Annotated in this window: 19 protein-coding genes; 8 read left to right on the plus strand and 11 right to left on the minus strand. The window is 57.3% G+C overall.

Annotated elements, in window-relative coordinates:
- Nucleotides 1-15: 15 nt before the first annotated feature.
- The 8 genes from ABIE61_RS12060 to ABIE61_RS12095 are packed head-to-tail and all read left to right on the plus strand — an operon-like array spanning nt 16 to nt 8,486.
- Complete coding sequence (locus tag ABIE61_RS12060; protein WP_354409803.1) at nt 16-2,811, plus strand: monovalent cation/H+ antiporter subunit A; 2,796 nt, start codon at nt 16-18, stop codon at nt 2,809-2,811.
- Nucleotides 2,811-3,176: a Na+/H+ antiporter subunit C gene (locus ABIE61_RS12065; protein WP_091822323.1), complete on the plus strand. Its 366-nt coding sequence runs from the start codon at nt 2,811-2,813 to the stop codon at nt 3,174-3,176. The genes ABIE61_RS12060 and ABIE61_RS12065 overlap by 1 nt, the downstream gene beginning before the upstream one ends.
- The gene (locus ABIE61_RS12070; RefSeq protein WP_206839159.1) at nt 3,173-4,681 is read left to right on the plus strand and encodes a monovalent cation/H+ antiporter subunit D; all 1,509 of its coding nucleotides are present in this window, start codon (nt 3,173-3,175) and stop codon (nt 4,679-4,681) included. The genes ABIE61_RS12065 and ABIE61_RS12070 overlap by 4 nt, the downstream gene beginning before the upstream one ends.
- Nucleotides 4,678-5,172 carry a Na+/H+ antiporter subunit E gene (locus ABIE61_RS12075; RefSeq protein ID WP_354409807.1) on the plus strand — a complete coding sequence of 165 codons (495 nt, stop codon included), beginning with the start codon at nt 4,678-4,680 and terminating at the stop codon, nt 5,170-5,172. The genes ABIE61_RS12070 and ABIE61_RS12075 overlap by 4 nt, the downstream gene beginning before the upstream one ends.
- Nucleotides 5,166-5,435, plus strand: a complete 270-nt coding sequence (locus ABIE61_RS12080) for a K+/H+ antiporter subunit F (RefSeq protein ID WP_091822331.1) — start codon at nt 5,166-5,168, stop codon at nt 5,433-5,435. The genes ABIE61_RS12075 and ABIE61_RS12080 overlap by 7 nt, the downstream gene beginning before the upstream one ends.
- A gap of 8 nt (nt 5,436-5,443) precedes the next feature.
- Nucleotides 5,444-5,821, plus strand: coding sequence for a Na+/H+ antiporter subunit G (locus ABIE61_RS12085; RefSeq protein ID WP_206839157.1), 378 nt, complete (start codon nt 5,444-5,446; stop codon nt 5,819-5,821).
- The gene (gene mnmC / locus ABIE61_RS12090; RefSeq protein ID WP_206839155.1) at nt 5,814-7,784 is read left to right on the plus strand and encodes a bifunctional tRNA (5-methylaminomethyl-2-thiouridine)(34)-methyltransferase MnmC2/FAD-dependent 5-carboxymethylaminomethyl-2-thiouridine(34) oxidoreductase MnmC1; all 1,971 of its coding nucleotides are present in this window, start codon (nt 5,814-5,816) and stop codon (nt 7,782-7,784) included. The genes ABIE61_RS12085 and mnmC overlap by 8 nt, the downstream gene beginning before the upstream one ends.
- A gap of 42 nt (nt 7,785-7,826) precedes the next feature.
- Nucleotides 7,827-8,486 (plus strand): CBS domain-containing protein, encoded by a 660-nt coding sequence (locus ABIE61_RS12095; protein WP_091822339.1) that lies wholly within the window; start codon nt 7,827-7,829, stop codon nt 8,484-8,486.
- Here the strand turns inward: ABIE61_RS12095 and ABIE61_RS12100 are convergent, their stop codons facing one another.
- Genes ABIE61_RS12100 through ABIE61_RS12150 form a run of 11 tightly spaced genes read right to left on the minus strand, consistent with a single transcriptional unit; the run spans nt 8,487 to nt 18,952 of the window.
- Nucleotides 8,487-9,191 carry a DUF4126 domain-containing protein gene (locus tag ABIE61_RS12100; protein WP_354409812.1) on the minus strand — a complete coding sequence of 235 codons (705 nt, stop codon included), beginning with the start codon at nt 9,189-9,191 and terminating at the stop codon, nt 8,487-8,489. It abuts the gene before it with no gap.
- Nucleotides 9,192-9,214: 23 nt separating this feature from the next.
- Nucleotides 9,215-9,442 carry a YheU family protein gene (locus tag ABIE61_RS12105; RefSeq protein WP_206839151.1) on the minus strand — a complete coding sequence of 76 codons (228 nt, stop codon included), beginning with the start codon at nt 9,440-9,442 and terminating at the stop codon, nt 9,215-9,217.
- On the minus strand, nt 9,439-11,799 hold the full coding sequence (ligA, locus tag ABIE61_RS12110; protein ID WP_354409815.1) for an NAD-dependent DNA ligase LigA: 2,361 nt from the start codon (nt 11,797-11,799) through the stop codon (nt 9,439-9,441). Before ligA ends, ABIE61_RS12105 begins: the two co-directional genes overlap by 4 nt.
- A gap of 39 nt (nt 11,800-11,838) precedes the next feature.
- A complete protein-coding gene (gene zipA, locus ABIE61_RS12115) occupies nt 11,839-13,218 on the minus strand; it encodes a cell division protein ZipA (protein WP_354409817.1) in 1,380 nt (459 codons plus the stop codon).
- 37 nt (nt 13,219-13,255) lie between these two features.
- Entirely contained in the window at nt 13,256-14,512 is a 1,257-nt protein-coding gene (gene ccmI, locus ABIE61_RS12120; protein ID WP_354409818.1) for a c-type cytochrome biogenesis protein CcmI, read from the minus strand.
- Nucleotides 14,509-15,036 (minus strand): cytochrome c-type biogenesis protein, encoded by a 528-nt coding sequence (locus tag ABIE61_RS12125; protein WP_354409820.1) that lies wholly within the window; start codon nt 15,034-15,036, stop codon nt 14,509-14,511. Before ABIE61_RS12125 ends, ccmI begins: the two co-directional genes overlap by 4 nt.
- On the minus strand, nt 15,033-15,584 hold the full coding sequence (locus tag ABIE61_RS12130) for a DsbE family thiol:disulfide interchange protein (protein WP_206839144.1): 552 nt from the start codon (nt 15,582-15,584) through the stop codon (nt 15,033-15,035). The genes ABIE61_RS12125 and ABIE61_RS12130 overlap by 4 nt, the downstream gene beginning before the upstream one ends.
- A gap of 9 nt (nt 15,585-15,593) precedes the next feature.
- Nucleotides 15,594-17,555, minus strand: coding sequence for a heme lyase CcmF/NrfE family subunit (locus tag ABIE61_RS12135; RefSeq protein WP_502915057.1), 1,962 nt, complete (start codon nt 17,553-17,555; stop codon nt 15,594-15,596).
- The gene (ccmE, locus tag ABIE61_RS12140) at nt 17,555-18,016 is read right to left on the minus strand and encodes a cytochrome c maturation protein CcmE (RefSeq protein WP_206839143.1); all 462 of its coding nucleotides are present in this window, start codon (nt 18,014-18,016) and stop codon (nt 17,555-17,557) included. Before ccmE ends, ABIE61_RS12135 begins: the two co-directional genes overlap by 1 nt.
- Nucleotides 18,013-18,189, minus strand: a complete 177-nt coding sequence (ccmD, locus tag ABIE61_RS12145; RefSeq protein WP_091822364.1) for a heme exporter protein CcmD — start codon at nt 18,187-18,189, stop codon at nt 18,013-18,015. The genes ccmE and ccmD overlap by 4 nt, the downstream gene beginning before the upstream one ends.
- 7 nt (nt 18,190-18,196) lie before the next feature.
- On the minus strand, nt 18,197-18,952 hold the full coding sequence (locus ABIE61_RS12150) for a heme ABC transporter permease (protein ID WP_091822367.1): 756 nt from the start codon (nt 18,950-18,952) through the stop codon (nt 18,197-18,199).
- Between the last annotated feature and the right edge of the window lie 13 nt (nt 18,953-18,965).

Genomic DNA, 18,965 nt, shown 5'->3' on the forward strand with positions numbered 1-18,965 from the left:
GAGCACGCCCAGCAGATGAGCCTATTCTGGATTCCGTTATTACCCCTGATCGGCACCCTGGTCCCCCTGTTCACCGAACGCTTCGGTCGCAGCGCCTGTGCATGGTTCACTGCCATGTTGCCGGCACTGTCACTGTTTCTGGTACTGCAGGCCGTGCCGCAGATTTTTGCCGGCGAAACCCTGCAACAAACGTTCAGCTGGATACCAGCGCTGGGTCTGGAACTGTCGTTCCGGCTCGACGGCCTTGCGCTGCTGTTTCTGCTGCTGATTCTTGGCATTGGTCTGCTGATCATTTTGTATGCCCGCTATTATCTCTCGTCCCAGGATTCCATGGCGCGCTTTTATGCCTACCTGATCCTGTTCATGACATCGATGGTCGGCATCGTGACATCCAACAACCTGCTGCAGCTATGGATGTTCTGGGAGCTGACCAGTATCAGCTCCTTTCTGTTGATCAGTTTCTGGCACCACAAGAGCGAGGCACGCAAGGGCGCCCGCATGGCCCTGACGGTTACGGGTGCCGGGGGGCTTGCCCTGCTTGCAGGCCTGCTGCTGGTCGCTCATATTGTCGGCAGCTACGATCTCAGCGTGGTACTGGCAAGCGGTGATACTCTGCGCGAGCATGCAGCCTACCCGGTTGCACTGATTCTGGTTCTGCTCGGTGCATTCACCAAGTCGGCCCAGTTTCCATTTCATTTCTGGCTGCCACATGCCATGTCAGCTCCCACACCGGTCAGCGCCTACCTCCACTCGGCTACTATGGTCAAGGCAGGCATCTTCCTGCTGGCTCGCTTCTATCCGGTTTTGTCCGGTACCGAGCTCTGGTTCCTGACCGTCAGCCTGACTGGCCTTGCCACCCTGCTGCTGGGTGCCTATATCGCGCTGTTCAAGCATGACCTGAAAGGGCTGCTGGCCTACTCCACCGTGAGCCATTTGGGCCTGATCACGCTGTTGCTGGGCATGGACACCGAACTGGCCGCCGTGGCAGCCGTGTTTCATATCATCAACCATGCCACATTCAAGGCATCGCTGTTCATGGCCGCGGGGATCATTGATCACGAATCCGGTTCACGCGACATGCGCAAGCTGAACGGTCTGTGGCATTACATGCCGCATACTGCCACGCTGGCGATGGTGGCAGCAGCATCCATGGCCGGTGTACCTTTGCTCAACGGCTTTCTGTCGAAGGAGATGTTCTTTGCCGAGACGCTGCATCAGGTAGCTCTGGGCTCACTGTCCTGGATGGTACCGGTACTGGCGACGCTGGCGGGTATTTTTGCAGTGGCTTACTCGATGCGCTTTATCCATGACGTGTTTTTTAACGGCGAGCCGATCGACCTACCCAAGACACCCCATGAACCACCGCGCTATATGAAAATACCGGTCGAGATTCTGGTGACACTGTGTCTTCTGCTTGGCATTTTCCCCGGCTTCATCGTGGGCGGGCTACTGGAGTCCGCATCCTCAGCGGTGCTGGCCGGCAATGTACCGGAGTACAGCCTGTCGATCTGGCACGGCTTCAACCTGCCATTGCTGATGAGCATCATCGCACTGGCTGGCGGCCTGATGATCTACTATAACCGCCGTCATCTGTATCAGTTCCAGGCCCAATTCCCTGAAACCGATGCCAAGCTGGTGTTTGAGCGCATCATTCAACAAATGGTGCGCACGGCTCGCAGTATCCACGGCTTCCTCGAGAACGGCTCTCTGCAGCGCTACATGTTCCTGTTGCTGCTGTTTGCACTGGTTTTGATGGCAGGCCCATTGATGGATCTGAACACCACAGCCGGCCTGCGCCCTCACCTGCCGATCGATGCAGTTGAAATCACGGCAGCCGTACTGCTCTGCCTCAGCGCACTGGCGACGGTGGTGTGGCACCGCAAGCGTATGATTTCACTGCTGACCCTGTCGGTGGTCGGGCTGATCGTGTCCATTACCTTTGCCCGCTTCTCGGCGCCGGATCTGGCCCTTACTCAGCTTTCGGTCGAGGTGGTGACCGTAATCCTGCTGATGTTGGCCCTGTTCTTCCTGCCACAGAAGACGCCCAAGGAATCCTCCCCCAAGCGGGTGGTCCGCGATCTGGGTATTGCAGCCATGCTCGGTGGCATCATTGGCACCATCAACTATGCGTTGATGACCCGACCACTGCACAGCATCTCTGACTTTTTCCTGGCCAACAGTAAAACCGGTGGCGGTGGTACCAACGTGGTCAACGTGATTCTGGTGGATTTCCGTGGTTTCGATACCCTGGGTGAAATTACGGTACTGGGTATTGCGGCTCTGGGTATCTACAAACTGATCGTACGCATGCGGCTCTACATGCCTGCAGGGGACGAGAGTGGCCGTGCCTGGGCCAGCGACCGTCACCCCATGATGCTGGCCGTCATTTCGCAGAGCCTGCTGCCCTTGGCCCTTCTGGTGTCGGTTTACATTTTCCTGCGTGGCCATAACCTGCCCGGCGGCGGCTTCATTGCCGGTCTTGTTACCTCTGTCGCTTTGGTCCAGCAATATGTTGCTCATGGGGTCGACTGGATCAAGGAGCGCTTGAAGGTCAATTACCAGTGGCTGATTGCCAGCGGTGTGCTGATCGCCACCCTGACCGGAATGGGCAGCTGGTTCTTCGACCGCCCGTTCCTGACATCCTGGTTCGACTATTTCAGTCTGCCCTGGATCGGCGAATTTGAACTGGCCAGCGCCATGCTGTTTGATCTTGGGGTTTACCTGACCGTTGTGGGGGCTACCCTGCTGATCCTGGCCAACCTGGGCAAACTGACTACCAACCATCGACCCACTTTGCCGGAGTCTGAATAATGGAAGCCGTATACGCGACCTGTGTCGGCCTGCTGACCTTTTCAGGGATTTTCCTCTGCCTGCGGGGCAGAACCTTCCCGGTGGTGCTCGGCATTACCCTGCTGTCCTACGCCGTCAATCTGTTCCTGTTTTCCAGTGGGCGTTTGAAGCTGGATGGTGCGGCCATTCTTGGTACCTCTTACAGTTACGCTGACCCGCTGCCACAGGCGCTGGTACTGACGGCCATTGTGATCGGTTTTGCCATGACCGCCTTTATCGTCATTCTGGCCATGCGTGCCCGTGCCGACCTTGGCAATGATCATGTGGACGGTCGTCTGCCTCCTCAGCCCGAAACCAAGGCCCGCAGCCGTAAGGAGAAGGCATGACCGCACACCTGCCCATTCTGCCGATCCTGATTCCCATGATTGGCGCTCTGTTGCTGCTGTTGCCTCCATTGTGCGGCAGTCCAGATCGACAGCGTGCAGCCGCTCTGTTCTTTTCGGCATTGACACTGCTCGTATCCATTCTTCTATTGCAGGTTCAGCAACAGGGGATTCAGCTTTACGTTCTGGGCGACTGGCAGCCTCCATTCGGTATTGTGCTGGTCGCTGACCGCCTCTCCAGCCTTCTGGTGCTGTTGACCTCGGTGTTGGGGCTGGCCTCGATTCTGTATGCCTGCGCCGGCGATGACCGCACCGGTTCCTACTTCCACCCGCTGGTACTGTTCCAGATCATGGGCATCAATGGCGCATTCCTGACCGGTGACGCCTTTAACCTGTTCGTCTTCTTTGAGGTGCTGTTGATTGCCTCCTACGCCCTGCTGATTCACGGCGGTGGCAAGCAAAAGACTCAGGCAAGCTTTCACTATGTCGCGCTGAATCTGGTCGGTTCGAGCCTGTTCCTGTTCGCTCTGGGCATTCTTTACGGCACACTGGGCACCCTGAACATCGCCGACATGTCGACCAAGATTGCAGCGCTTTCCGGAGGTGAGAAGACCCTGGCCCGTGCCGGTGGCCTGTTGTTGCTGGTGGTGTTCGGCCTTAAGGCCGCGATGCTGCCGCTGCATTTCTGGCTGACACGTACCTATGCGTCGGCCAGCGCTCCCGTTGCTGCGCTGTTCGCGATCATGACCAAGGTCGGCATCTACAGTATTTTCAGAATCCATACCGTTGTATTCGGCGAAAATGCCGGCGAGTTGGCATTCATGGCCCAGCCCTGGATCTGGCCATTGGCCCTGCTGACCCTGGTGGTTGGCAGTATAGGCGCACTTGCCAGCCCCAACCTGCGGGAGCTGACGGCCAACCTGGTGGTGATTTCGGTGGGGACACTGCTGGTATCGATCGCACTGCAGAACGAAGATGCCACATCGGCCGGGCTCTATTACCTGGTGCACAGTACGCTGGTGTGCGCAGCGCTGTTTCTGATTGCAGATCTGATCGGGCAACAACGTGGCAAGGCCGCTGACCGTTTTGTGGTATCTCGTCGCGTACGCCAACCGGCGCTACTGGGTGTGCTGTTTTTTATTGGTGCCATGACAGTGGCTGGCATTCCGCCTTTCTCAGGCTTTGTCGGCAAGGTTTTGCTGCTGCAGGCCGCCCACGGCACCACTGAAATGCTTTGGGTATGGCCGGTCCTGCTGATCAGTAGCCTGATTGCCATCATCGCACTGTCACGTGCCGGTACAACGCTGTTCTGGCGTCGCAGCACCGACAAGAGTCAAGGCGAGGTCGCTTCACCCTGGCACCTCGCTGCCGTTACCCTGCTCCTGCTGGCAGCCCCGATGCTTGTGGTTTTGGGTGGCCCAATGACGGAATATACCCGTGAGGCCGCACATCAGTTGCACTCTGTACCGATTCACTTGCCTGTTCTGCTGCCGGGAGGTCCTTCATGAGTCGCTCACTCTGGCTGCCCATGCCGATACACAGCCTGTTGCTGTTTATCGTTTGGCTGTTGCTGAACAACACGGTTGCACCGGGGCATATTGTACTCGGCGCGTTTCTGTCATTGGTGATCCCCATCCTGTGTGCTCCACTCAAAACCGAGCAGCCCCATGTGAGGCGCCCTTTGCTGGCACTGAAGTACATTCTCAAGGTGCTGGGGGATATCGTGGTTGCCAATATCGAGGTTGCCATTCTGGTACTGGGACCGGTGCGCCGGCTGCAGCCAGCGTTCGTTGCCGTACCGTTGGATATCAAGGAAGAGTTGCCGATTACACTGCTGGCCAGCACCGTCTCCCTGACACCGGGTACCGTGAGCTCGGAACTGTCGTCGGATCACAAGTGGCTCTATATTCATGCGCTGCATGTGACCGACGAACAGGCCCTCATTGCCACCATCAAGTCACGCTATGAAGCGCCGTTGAAGGAGATTTTTGCATGCTAGACACGGCACTCATGATCGTCAGCGGCATTCTCTGTGTTGCCCTGATACTCAACCTGTGGCGACTGCTGCGCGGGCCTGACCTGTCGGACCGGATTCTGGCGCTGGACACCATGTATATCAACAGCATCGCCCTGATTCTGCTGTACGGCATGTACATGCGTACCAGCCTCTATTTTGAAGCAGCTTTGCTGATTGCGATGCTAGGCTTCGTCAGCACCGTGGCCCTGTGCAAATATCTGCTGCGCGGCGACATCATTGAATAGGTTTGCATATGACTTTTTGGGTTGAACTTCTGGTATCCATATTGCTGCTGATCGGTGGCTTCTTTGTGCTGGTAGGCTCGGTCGGCCTCAGCCGGCTGCCCGACTTTTATACCCGCCTGCACGCACCAACCAAGGCGACCACACTAGGCATGGGCGGTATTCTGATCGCCTCCATGATCCTGATGACTTATGAACAGGGCTATCTCAGCCTGCACGAACTGCTGATCACCCTGTTCCTGCTGATCACGGCTCCGGTGACCGCTCACATGCTGGCAAAAACCGCGCTGCACCATGAGAACCGTGCCTTGAAGCGCACCCGCTCACTGCACCTGATGAAGCCGGCACGCGAGCAACAGGCGCCCTCAGCAGCAAACGAGCATGACTGACCCTCAAGCACCACTGCAGCAGGCCGATCTGGAGTGGCAGGATGGCGTACCGTCATCCACGCTGTTTGAAGATATCTATTTCAACCGCGCCGGCGGCATAGCGGAAACGCGCCATGTTTTTCTGGATGCCAATGCGCTTGAGCAACGATTCAGTGAAGCCAGCGGCGCCCCTTTCGTGGTGGCTGAAACCGGTTTTGGAACCGGGCTGAACTTTCTGTGTTGCCGCGCGTTATGGCTGCAACAGGCTCCAGCAGAGCAGCAGCTGCACTACATTTCCTGTGAGAAATACCCGCTAAGCGCTGCCGATCTCAGGCAAGCTCTGTCGAACTTTTCCGAATTCAGCGATGGGGCCAAGCAGCTTCTTAAAAGTTACCCACAGCCGGTCGCCGGAGCCTATACCCTCGTGTTTGATGCCGGGCGTATTCTGCTGACGCTGCTGTTTGGGGATGCACTGGAGACACTGCCCCGGCTTGATGCGCGAGTGGATACCTGGTTTCTGGACGGTTTCGCCCCGGCACGCAACCCTGAGCTCTGGAATGAACAACTGTTCAGTGAAATTGCACGCCTTAGCAGGCCGGGCAGCACCTTTGCGACCTTCACCGCAGCCGGAGTGGTTCGGCGTGGCCTGCAGGAGGTCGGTTTCGAAGTCATCAAGCGCCCTGGCTTTGGCCGCAAGCGGGAAATGCTCAGCGGTCGGATGACCCTCGCCCCCTTTGACGCCACACCGGCAGACACTCCGATCTGGTTTCAGCGCCCAGCCGCTGCCATCACGGACGAGCCAATTGTGGTGATTGGAGCCGGCATCGCCGGTGCTTCCACCGCATACGCACTGGCATCGCAGGGCTACAGGGTCATCGTGCTGGAACGCCATGCAGCTCCGGCGATGGAGGGTTCTGGCAACCCTCAAGGGGCTCTGTATGCAAAGCTGCCCGCCAGCCCAACCCTACACAGCCACTTTCATCTCAGCGGCCTGATTCATACCAGCGCGTTGCTGGCTACTCTTAGCGAGGAACACCCCGAGCTAGGCCAGTGTTGCGGTGTACTGCAGCTGGCTCTGACCGATAAGGAAGCCGAACGGCAACAGCAGGTCATCGAACAGGCCGCCTACCCCTATTCTCTGGTTCGTGCCGTGGATGCGGCAACCGCCAGTGAGCTGGCAGGCATCACAACCGGTGAGGGCGGGCTGTTTTTCCCCACCGCAGGCTGGATAGCGCCTGCCCGGTTGTGTGAGTTGCTGCTGTCACACCCCAATATTGAGTGCCACTACAACACGCCCGTTGAGACACTTGAGCGTCGTTCCGGGCGCTGGCACCTGGGCAACAGCGGATTCAGTAGCGAGCAGGTCGTGGTCTGCTGCGCCAGCCAGGCCGTGAGGTTTGATCCACTGTCACAGTTGCCGCTCAAACCAATCAGAGGCCAGACCAGTCAGGCGTCTGCACCGGCCGGGCTCCCGCCGCTGAAAACGGTCGTCTGTGGTGAGGGCTATATCTCCCCTCCGCTGAATGGTGAGTACTGTTTCGGTGCATCATTTGTACTGCATGACAGCAATGATCAGGTACGACAGGAAGAGCACCAGCACAATCTAGACATTCTGCAGCGGGCTCTGCCAAAGCTGGGCCAGGCCCTGCAGCAGCAGTCGCTTGAGGGTAAGGTCGCATTTCGCTGTAGTACACCCGACTATCTGCCGCTGGCAGGTGCAGTAGCGGACCACGACGCTTTCATCGAGACCTATGCCAAGCTGCGCGATGATGCCCGCTGGCCCTTCACTGCACGGCCTCCGCTGCAGCGTGGGCTCTTCGTGAATGTGGGCCATGGATCGAAAGGGCTGCTCAGTGGTCCAATCTGTGGGCAGTTGATCGCGGCACTGATCAGCGGTGCGCCGTTGCCGCTCGCTGCAGATCAGGTTCGGATCCTTAACCCGGCGCGTTTTATGGTCAAGAATTTGATCCGCAAGACGCTATAATAAGAAGGCCGGCATTATCCGGCACTGGCGGAGTAGCAGTTTATGGCACTTGTCATCTACGATCAGGGGTATCGGATCCAGACACCAGTTGAGTCTCTGTTTCGCCCCCGCGGAGTGGAAGGTCTGACTCAAAGCATCAACAGTGCTGCTGTACCGGGCTCTGAAGACCAGATTCGTCAGCAACAGGATCTTGAGCAGCGCATACAGCTATCAAAGGAGCGCTTTCAGGTTCCCGGTGAAAGTCCAGGCAAGGCTTCGCAGAAAGCCTATCAGGACGCCAGCACCGCCGGTGACAAGCCCAAAAAGCCGCAAGGGCTGCGGGCGGCCCAGATCATGACCAGCCCCGTGCTCACCATTCCGCCGGAAACCAGTCTGCGTCAGGCCTGGGCCTTGATGCAGGAGCAGGAAGTTTCGCATCTGATGGTGGTAGATGCTGACGAACGGGCATTGGGCATTATCTCCATACACGACATCATGCAACGTGGCACTGACTCACCGGTCAGTGTCACCCAAGCCTATCATCGCCAAATGATAGTAGCTTCACCCGACACTGAGGTTTCCAGCATTGCCGCCAGTTTTGTGCGTTACCCCATCGGCGCAATTCCGGTGATAGACCGCGACGAGAAGCTGGAAGGCATTGTGTGTCGCACCGATCTGATCAGAATGCTGATCAATGATGGTCATGTAGAGAGCTGGGCCTGATCAGTCCGGAGGCAGCTGAGGCTTAATGCCTGGACGGGGTGCAGCCGCACGGCGTGCGTCACGCTCCAGATCACCTTCGGGGCTCGGGCTGTCATCTTTCTGGCCCCCAAACAGTCTGGCCAGAAACCCGAACACTTTTTTCACTCCGCGCCAGAGCTTCGGCAACAGCCAGACCAGCAGCAGGATAAACAGTATGAGCCCACCCAAAAACCATAACGGGTGGTTAAGGGCCGTCCAAAGCCCTCCGATTACAAGCAGGTCCTCACTGAATGACGCGACCCAATTGCTGACCGGCTCGGGAGAAGTGTTGATCATGACCCGACTGCCCGCCTTGAGTGCATGGCTGCCTGCGGCCACTGAAGCGCCGGTCAGGGCTGCTGCAAGCCCAACAGCTGGGCTCAGATCACCCACGGCTCCCGCCGCCAGAGCAGCTCCTGCAGGGATGCGAATAAAGGTATGCAAGGCGTCCCAGCCCGTATCAACCCCCGGTGTTTTGTCAGCGAAAAACTCAACGCAGTACATGAAACCGGCGGCAATCAGCACCAATGGATCAGAGACTATTTCCAGCCCCGGCGGCAGGCTGATATGGCCCATATTGTTCAGTACACCCAGCATGAGCACCGTGGCATAAAGATTGATGCCACTGGCCCAGGCCACCCCCATCGAAAGGGCGATCAGTGTACTGATCTGATCCAGTTGCTCCACCCACTATCTCCTCGCCGCCGGGCTCAGTGATCAAACTCCGGCAAGCGTTCACGGGGCACAATGTTGCACTGACCGGTGCTTTCGCTGAACAGCAGCAGAGCCTCACCGCTGATCAGCTTCAGTCGAATCTGCTCGGCCTTCTGTGCCAGACTGAGTTCCTGTTCACCATAGTCGGTGCCGTCACGACTGACAAACTCCTCCAGCAGATTCTGCAGTGTATCCGGGTCTAGTGACTGCCAGGGAACAATCATGCCTTTTCCCAAGCCTGTAACTGATTCATAAATGCATCCTCGTCCAGTATCTCAATGCCCAGCTCTGTCGCCTTGTTCAGCTTGGAACCCGCACCCGGACCGGCCACCACACACTGAGTCTTGCCGGAGACGGAGCCGCTGACCTTGGCACCCAGTGCCAGCAAGCGATCCTTGGCCTCGTCTCGGGTCATGGTTTCGAGCGTTCCAGTCAGTACCCAGGTCTGCCCGGCCAGTGGCTGTGTGGAGCCGGTATCAGACGGACCCTCGCACTGCCAGTGCATGCCAAAGGCCTTTAGTTGCTGCTCCAGTGCCCTTGCCTGCTCACACCAGTCAGGCTCTGCCAACTTCTGCAGCAGGCCGCTACGCGCCTTTTTGCTGAGCTTGGCAACCGATTCCAGTGCCTCGGCATCTGCCTGCAGAAGAGGCTCCAGTGACTGGAAGTGATCGGCCAGAGCCATAGCACCGGTTTTGGCCACTCCCGGTATGTCCAGCCGCTGCAGCAACATCGGCAGACTGATGGCGCCCTGCAGCGCTGCTGCAATATCGGCCTCCTGCTGAAGTTCAATGCCCTGTGCCAGTAATGCATCCATCACTTGGCAGTTATGCTCGTCCTGCATGAAGTTATGAATCTCATGCCCTACTTCCAGCCCGATATCCGGCAACCATGTCAGCAGCAACGGCAGTGCCTGACGCAACCGCGCAAGAGACCCCAGCTGCAGCGCCAGCGTGCGCGCCGTGCCTTCCCCCACTTCCGGAATGCCAAGCGCGTAGATAAAGCGGGCCAGCTCCACGCGGCGGCTGGACGCAATGGCGCTGTACAGTTTTTCAGCTGACACCTGTGCGAAACCGTCGAGTTCGAGCAGGTCTTCCACCCGTAGTCGATACAGATCAGCCGGAGACTTTATCAGGCCACGCTCAACCAGCTGTTCAATATTCTTTTCGCCCAGCCCATCTATGTCCATCGCCTTGCGCGAGACAAAATGGATCAGGGCCTGGGTCAGCTGGGCACGGCACGAGAGTCGACCGACACAGCGGTAGATTGAGCCTTCACTGACCTGTTCCCGTCCCTTGCCTCGCTTGATCAGCCGAGTACGCTCCACATCCGATCCACATACCGGACAGGATGAAGGGATGCTGATGTTTTGTTCAGTGCCATCGCGACGCTCCTTCAATACCTGTACGATTTGCGGAATGACATCACCGGCACGGCGTACCGTGACCCAGTCACCGGCATGCACATCAAGTCGGGCGATTTCATCCATGTTATGCAGGGTCGCGTTGCTGACGGTGACTCCGCCCACAAAGACCGGCTCCAGCCTGGCCACCGGTGTGATTGCTCCGGTTCTGCCAACCTGAAACTCAACCGCCTTGAGGCGTGTAATCTCTTCCTGAGCCGGGAACTTGTGCGCAATGGCCCAGCGCGGTGCGCGGGCGACATAGCCCAGCGCTTCCTGCTGATCAAGCCGGTCCAGTTTGAATACAATGCCGTCAATGTCGTAGGGCAACTGATCACGCTTATCCGCCAGTGAGCGGTAGCTTTCCCGACACCCCTCCAACCCATCAACACGCCGCATTTCCGGATTGATTTTAAGTCCCCAGCGGTTGAGTTGTTGCAGCCGTTCAATGTGACTGCCCGGCAGCTCCCCGTCCGCAACCACGCCGGTACTGTAACAGCAGAACTCCAGCGGTCGCCGGGCGGTAACCGCCGGATCCAGCTGACGCAGGCTGCCAGCGGCGGCATTACGCGGATTGACGAAGGTTTTTTCACCGGCATCACGGGCCTGTTCATTGAGCCGTTCAAAACCGGCTCTGGGCATGTAAATCTCGCCCCGCACTTCCAGCAGCCGTGGCCAGCCTTCGCCCAACAAACGCAAAGGCACGCTGGGCAGGGTGCGTACATTAAGGGTGATATCCTCACCTGTATAACCATCGCCCCGGGTTGCAGCACGCACCAATCGGCCCTGCTCGTACAGCAAGCTGACCGCCAGGCCATCCAGCTTCGGTTCACTGACAATGGCCAGCGGCGCATCAGCGCTCAGCCCCAGACGCTCACGTGCGCGGCGAACAAAGGTAGCCATCTCGTCATCACTGAAGGCGTTGTCCAGAGACAGCATGGGCTGTTCATGACGCACTTCGGCAAAACCTGAGTCCGGCTTTTTACCGACTCGCTGCGTTGGTGAATCTTCACTCACAAGCTCTGGATATTCCGCTTCCAGCGCCTTGAGTTCATTGAAAAGCCGATCATATTCCGCATCCGGAACACTCGGCTCGTCCAGCACGTAATAACGGTAACTGTGTTGTTCGATCTCGGTGCGTAACTGCTCGGCACGGGTCACGACGGATTCAGGCAGGGTCATGGAATCTGGGTCTGGTCAGAAGTGGAACGAAAGCGGGTATCAGTGTACCCGCCGGGTGCGGTTGTGCATCTCGAACTCGCGAATGCGCTCGCGATAGTGCTCCTTGGTTTGAGGACGCATGACGGAGCGGTCTTCATCCAGCAGATCGCCGTCGAGGTGCTTGGCAAGCGTTTCAGCGGTCGCCAGCATGCACTCATAAGCGTTCATTGGATCATCCGGTTCACTCATGGACATGAAGAAGGACACGGCAGGTGTTTGCAGCTGCTCCAGATGTTCTGGGTCAAAGGTACCCGGTGCAACGGCGTTGGTCATACTGAATTGGACGGCAGCATCGGGCGCATCTGTTTCACTGCGATGATAAATCGACATTTCGCCCCATTCCATGCCACAGGCCGTAACGATCTTGTGCAAAGCGGGTCCCGGCAGCAGCTGACGGTTACGGCCAACGACCGTGATCACCAGAACGTGCTCGGGATCGGGTGCACTGCGCAATCCGGGCCGTGGTTTTTCAGGAGCCGACGCTTCAGACACTGCAGGTGTCGGTTCTGCTACAGCGGGGCTTTCTTCATCCAGACCCAACTCGGTACTGCTGAACAGGGATTCGTCCGGTTCGGCTGGCAGCTCAGTGGCCGTCAGCCCTTGCAATGGATCGTTCTCAATACGCTGGCGCGGAGAAGGTTCTGGCTGTTCATTCAATGAGCGCTTATAGGCCGCAAGGGTGTCATCCGGGAGATCAGCCGCATCGGGTGAGGGTACCTTGTCGAACAGGATCGGAATGGGCTGCTCAAAATCCAGCTCCATGCGGTCATTCAGGCTGGTACTGATCTGACGCTCTTCGTGCGCGGTATCGGTATTGAAGTCAAGTGAACCGCCCTGCAGTTCACCCTGTTCGACGGCGCGCAGCAGCTCAGGATCATCGTCAATCGTCTGTTGTACCGGCGCTGGTGTTGAATCGTTTTCTGCTGTTGATTTCTTTCTGTTCCGAACCGGACGAGCACGGCCCGTCTCAGTATCGGCAGGAATATCATCAAACAGCGGGTCCATCTCGCTAAGCTCTGCCTGTACCGCCGTGGCATTCGATGGCTGCTTCGCGGGTTTGGAAGTGATCGATTCATTGAATACCGGCTCACGCCGCACTGGCTGTGGCGGTGTTGTTGCGGCTCGTTCAGGCTTTGCTGCGGCTGGCTTTTGTGTCGGGGTTTCTCGTACGGATTCCTGACTGCGCCGCCGTGCACCACCGTTAGGTAGTTCAGGGTTGTGCTGCGACGGTTCTGCCTCACCCAACTCCGAAAGAGTACGGTCAATTTCCAGACGCAAACGATTGCGGTTGGCACTCACACGGCGCCAGCCGTCAATCAGAATCAGTACCACGATCAGTATACCGCCGATGATGAGCCATTCGCGCAGACTGATATCCATACCCTTGCCTTTTACCTGTTCGATATTCGCCGGAAGGTTACTGTACCACCTGGTCGATGATCAGTGTAACTGCCTCGTCACCCTGACGAGTAGAAACCTGCAACGGACGGCTTTCGAAATCACCACTGCTGGCCTGCGGTTGCCCGGAAAGGCTGATCCGGGCCCCCACTTCAACCTGATCATGCAGTGACAGGCGTGCCTGTGGCATCATCGCCATACTGTCATCCAGAATCACCTCCACCGGTAAGTCCGATACTGTATAGCGTGCCGCTGCGAGCGGCATGCGACCACCTATCGGTCGTGCATAGATGAACACGACCTGATCAGGCTGCGCCCGCTCCGCAAGTTCGGCGGACAGTGATACCTGCAGTTTTACCTCAGCCAGCGCAGCCTGTTCTATTTCTATATCCGGGACCGGCTCCCCTCTCGCTTCCAGCTCAGCTCTTGCTCGCTCAATCCCGCTGCGCAGTGACTCAGCGGCCTGTCCTTCGGCACCGGCCAGTGCCTTGTTCCAGTGCTCTATGGCTGCATTGAAGTCCTGTTTTTCAAAGGCATCAATACCGAGCAACCCCAGCGCCGCAATTTCGGTCGGATCAATACTCAGCGTTGCATCAATCTGAGTGCGCACCTCATCCGTCATCTGTGTTTCACCGGCAAAGTAGAGTGCCTGTGCCAACTGCCCCATTACGCTGGCGTATTGCGGGGCATCCTGTGGCAGCACCTGAAGCAGTTCGCGGAACGCCTCTGCACCACCGGCATAGTTGCCCATGCTCATATAGGTATTGGCCAACAGGTACCAGCCTTGCGCGTTATCCGGATTTGCCGCCAGCTCACGTTCCAGCCCAGCAATAGCCTGCTCAAGACTCATCTGTTCACCTTGAGAGCCTTGGCTGGCCGGCGCATTGAGTGCAAGGGCCAGGTCATCTGCACGCCCCAGATGGTTGTAAAGTCCCAATGCCGCAGCCGGGATCATCAACGCCAGCAAGGTGACGGTGACCAGCTGAGTCTGGCCAACACGAACCAGCGGCGCGCTCTGCATCGGCACATCCTCTGCATCGATCAACAGGTTACGTTCCAACTCAAGCTTCAGAGTCGCGAACTCCTCCGCTGCCAACGTTCCCTGCTCTCGCTCGGACTCCAGTTCGGCCAGTCGCTCACGGAAAATATCGATGTTTTGTTGCTGACGTTGAGTTGCTTCGGACTTTGCCAGCTGCTGATGACGCACCAGCGGCCAGAAAACACAGGCCAGGGCAACCAGTGTCAGGACAGCTATGCCGATCCACAATGTACTCATTTATCAGAATCCCGTTGCAGTAACTTCTTCAGACGCTCAGCCTCTTCCGGGTCAAGCCCCGGCTCCGGCGCATACTCGTCCGTTCGTCCGTCCGCTTGCCTGGTTCGACCCGTTTCCTCTCCAGAGGTGGATCCAACGTGCTGGCGGCGATTGCGGCTGATCATCACAACCGCCAACACACCGATCCCCAACAGGACAAAAGGTCCGTACCACAGCAACCATGTCACTTCATTGACCCTTGGGCGGTACAGCACAAACTCACCGTAACGGGTCACCATGAAATCGATGATGCTTTCATTAGGCTCCCCCTGTTCCAGCATGCGGTACACTTCACGTCGCAAGTCCGCCGCCAGCGGAGCATCAGAATCCGCAATATTCTGGTTCTGGCACTTGGGACAACGCAGCTCGCCGGTCAGCTCATGAAACCGCTTTTCGTACTGTTCGTCGCTGAACTCGTAAGCATCAATTGTTGCCTGAGACAGACCAGGCAGCAGGATCAGCAAAGTCAGCAAAAATACCCTCATTGTGTGCTCTCCTGCTCTACACTGGCCATTACCTGTTGCAGGGTCTGCCATACGTCGGCATCAACAGCTCCCACATGGCGGTAACGAATACGTCCAGCCGCATCCAGCACATAGGTTTCAGGTGCACCGTAGACCCCCAGGTCCAGGCCCAGTGAGCCATTCTGATCCAGCACGACAGCCCGGTATGGATCCTTGTAGCGACGCAGCCATTCACGGGCCTTCGCAGGATCATCCTTGTAGTTGACGCCGTATATGGTCACACCCTGCTCCAGTGCAAGCATATTCAGGAAATCATGTTCCTCCTTGCAGGTCGGACACCAGGTCGCCCATACATTGAGCAGGGCGACTTCACCGGTCAGGTCCGCTTCCGTCAGAGTCCGCTCGGGGTCCGTGACCGACGGCAGACTGAACTGCGGTACAGGACGCTTGTTTTTTGCCAGCTCGGAAGGCAGCTCACGGGGGTCAAGATACAGCCCGACCCAAAGAAACACGCCAAGCAGGATGAAAACCAGCAGTGGAACAAAAACCAGAATCTTGCGGTTATTCATCTCAAATCCTCATGCATCAGCCAGCGCCGCTGCCGGGCGCAAACGCTTACGGTAGCGCGGATCGGAAGCGGCCAACAGGCCACCCGCCGTCATCAACAGCCCGCCAAGCCAAAGCCAGCGTACATAGGGCTTGTACTGCATGCGCACAGCCCAGGCGCCATTTTCGAGCGGCTCGCCCAAGGCCACATACAGGTCACGGGTAAACCCGGGATCAATCGCGGCTTCGGTCATTACATTGCCACGCGCGGTATAGAGTCGTTTCTCAGGCTTCATGAATCCATAGGGTTCGCCCTTGTGCAGCACCCTGATCTGCCCCTGGTCGGAGGTAAAATTAGGGCCTTCCACGTGCTTACTTCCTTCAAACACAAAGGTGTAATCACGGAAACTCAGGGTATCACCCGGCTGCATTCGAAGATCGCGCTGCTCGGTGTACACCGACACCAGAGAAACCCCCACCACCGTAACGGCCACTCCCACATGCGCCAGCACCATGCCGTAGTAGCTGCGAGTCTGCTTCGACAAGCCCTTCAGCTTCTCGCGGCGGTGACGCAGGCGGTTGTACAGATCACGCAAGCCGGCCAGCACTACCCACCAGGACAGCACCAGCCCCAGCACTACCCAGGGCTTCAACTCACCGGCATAGAGCCAGGCACTGCCCGCTCCCAGCACCAGCGCCAACACACCCGGCAGCCAGAGCTGCTGCACCATCATTGACATGGATGTCTGCTTCCAGCGGCTGACGGCGCCGACCCCCATCGCCAGCATCAGGATCGCCATCAAGGGGTTGAACAAAGCATTGAAATAGGGGGGGCCAACAGACAGTTTGCCCAACCCCAGTGCATCAACGATCAACGGGTAGATTGTACCCAGCAGTACCATTGCACAGACAACAACCAGCAGTACGTTATTGACCAGCAACATGCTTTCACGGGACATCAGGCCAAAGCTTGATTCACTCTTCATCTGACCGGCACGCAGTGCATACAACAAGAGCGAGCCGCCAATGACAATCGCCAGCATAATCAGAATGAACAGTCCACGCTCAGGGTCGGAAGCAAAAGCATGTACCGATGTCAGTACACCGGAGCGTACAAGGAAGGTACCCAGCAGACTCAACGAGAAGGTGAAGATCGCAAGCAGTACGGTCCAGCTTTTGAATACACCGCGTTTTTCGGTCACGGCCAGGCTGTGCATCAGTGCGGTACCCACCAGCCACGGCATGAGGGATGCGTTTTCAACCGGATCCCAGAACCACCAGCCTCCCCAGCCTAGCTCGTAGTAGGCCCACCAGCTGCCCAGAGCGATACCAAGGGTCAGAAAAGCCCAGGCAACGGACGTCCAGGGACGTGACCAGCGCGCCCATGCCGCATCAAGCCGCCCACTGAGTAGGGCCGCAATGGCAAAAGCGAAGGAAACCGCAAAGCCCACATAACCCATGTACAGCATGGGCGGATGGACGATAAGGCCAAAATCCTGCAGCAGAGGATTAAGGTCTGCACCTTCCTGCGGAAAACCAGGCAGATAGCGTTCAAACGGGCTGGAAGTAAACAGGATAAACAGATAAAAACCGACCGATATCAACCCCATTACCGCCAGCACGCGGGCAATGATGTCCGGTGGAAGGTCGCGGCTTTTTATCGCTACGGCTACGGTCCAGCCCGAAAGAATCAGCGCCCACAGCAGCAGGGAGCCTTCATGGCCACCCCAGACGGCGCTAAGACGATAATACCAGGGCAGCGCCGTATTGGAGTTGTTAGCTACATAGACAACGGAGAAGTCATTATCCAGAAAGGCCCAGCCCAGACACAAAAAGCTGAACAGCGTGAACAGAAACATACCCTTGCTCAGAGGACGGGCAAATCCCATCCAGAGAGCATTACCGCGGGTCGCGCCGACCATCGGCACCACGGTCAACAATACTGACAGGCACAGTGCAAGAATCAGTGCATATTCACCCAGTTCGGGAAAGATCATTTATTGAACTCCTGTCCCTCAGGCATCGGCATTTTACCAGCCTTCGCCAGCGCCTCGGCCACTTCGGGGGGCATGTAGTTTTCATCATGCTTGGCCAGAACTTCAGCCGCATTCAGGACACCACGCTCATTCAGCGTGCCCTGAGCCACAATTCCCTGCCCTTCACGGAACAGGTCCGGCAGGATGCCAACGTATTCAACCGTCACTGTCTTGTCATAGTCGGTAATGTCAAATTGCACGAACAGTGAATCGGGATCACGTTTGACACTGCCATCCACCACCATCCCACCGGCACGAATACGTGTATTTTGAGGCGCTTCACCTGAGACGATCTGGGTGGGTGAGTAGAACAGATTGATGTTCTGGTTCAGTGCAAAAAGCGTCAGCCCTACGGACACGCTTACACCTACCAGAATGAACATCACAATTATCAGACGCTGTTTGCGTTTTGGGGTCATGCGGTTTCCTCCCGGCGCAGGCGGCGTTTTTGTTCCGCCAACAGACGGTTACGACTCAACTTCGGCAGGATCAGGTTGGCTACAATCACGCCTGCCCCCAAACCGTAGCTGAGCCAAACATAGAGACCATGTCCACCCATGGCCAGAAACTCGGAGACACTGTTGAAACTCACCTGAACCTCACTGCTTATTCAGTAGTTCGCGAACCCAACTGGCACGACGTTCGCGCCAGATTATTTCGTTACGCAGCCGCTGCATCAGGCTGACTGCAAAAAAACAGTAAAAGCCAATCACCATGACCAGCAGCGGCAGCCACATATCCGGCGGCATGGCCGGTTTTTCTGTCAGTTTGAACGTGGCTGGCTGATGCAGCGTATTCCACCACTCCACCGAATACTTGATAATCGGGATATTGACCACCCCGACCAGCGCCAGCACGGCCGATGCCTGAGCAGCAGTTGACTCGTTTTCGATCGCAGAGTTCAGTGCCATTATGCCCAAGTAGAGAAACAGCAGAATCAGCATGGAGGTCAGGCGTGCATCCCAGACCCACCATGAGCCCCAGGTGGGCTTACCCCAGATTGCGCCGGTGGCCAACGCCAGTACTGCCATGGAGGCGCCGATCGGTGCGGCCGACTTGAGTACCATATCGGCCATCTTCATTTTCCAGATCAGACCAATGGCTCCGGCTACCGCCATCAACATATAGGCCGACTGCGCCAGAATGGCCGATGGGACATGCAGATAGATGATGCGGAAACTGTTGCCCTGCTGATAGTCTGCCGGGGCAAACAACAGCGACCAGACAGTCCCCCCTGCCAGCAGTATCAGGGTTGCCAGCAGAAACCAGGGCAATAGACGTCCGGTGATCTGATAACACCACCGAGGTGAAGCAAGCTGGAAGAACCAGCGCGGCAACCATTTTTTGTCAGCCATAGTCTCTCTTCTT

This window comes from Marinobacterium sp. MBR-111 (genome assembly GCF_040547585.1).
GTDB classification, from domain to species: Bacteria; Pseudomonadota; Gammaproteobacteria; order Pseudomonadales; family Balneatricaceae; genus Marinobacterium; species Marinobacterium iners.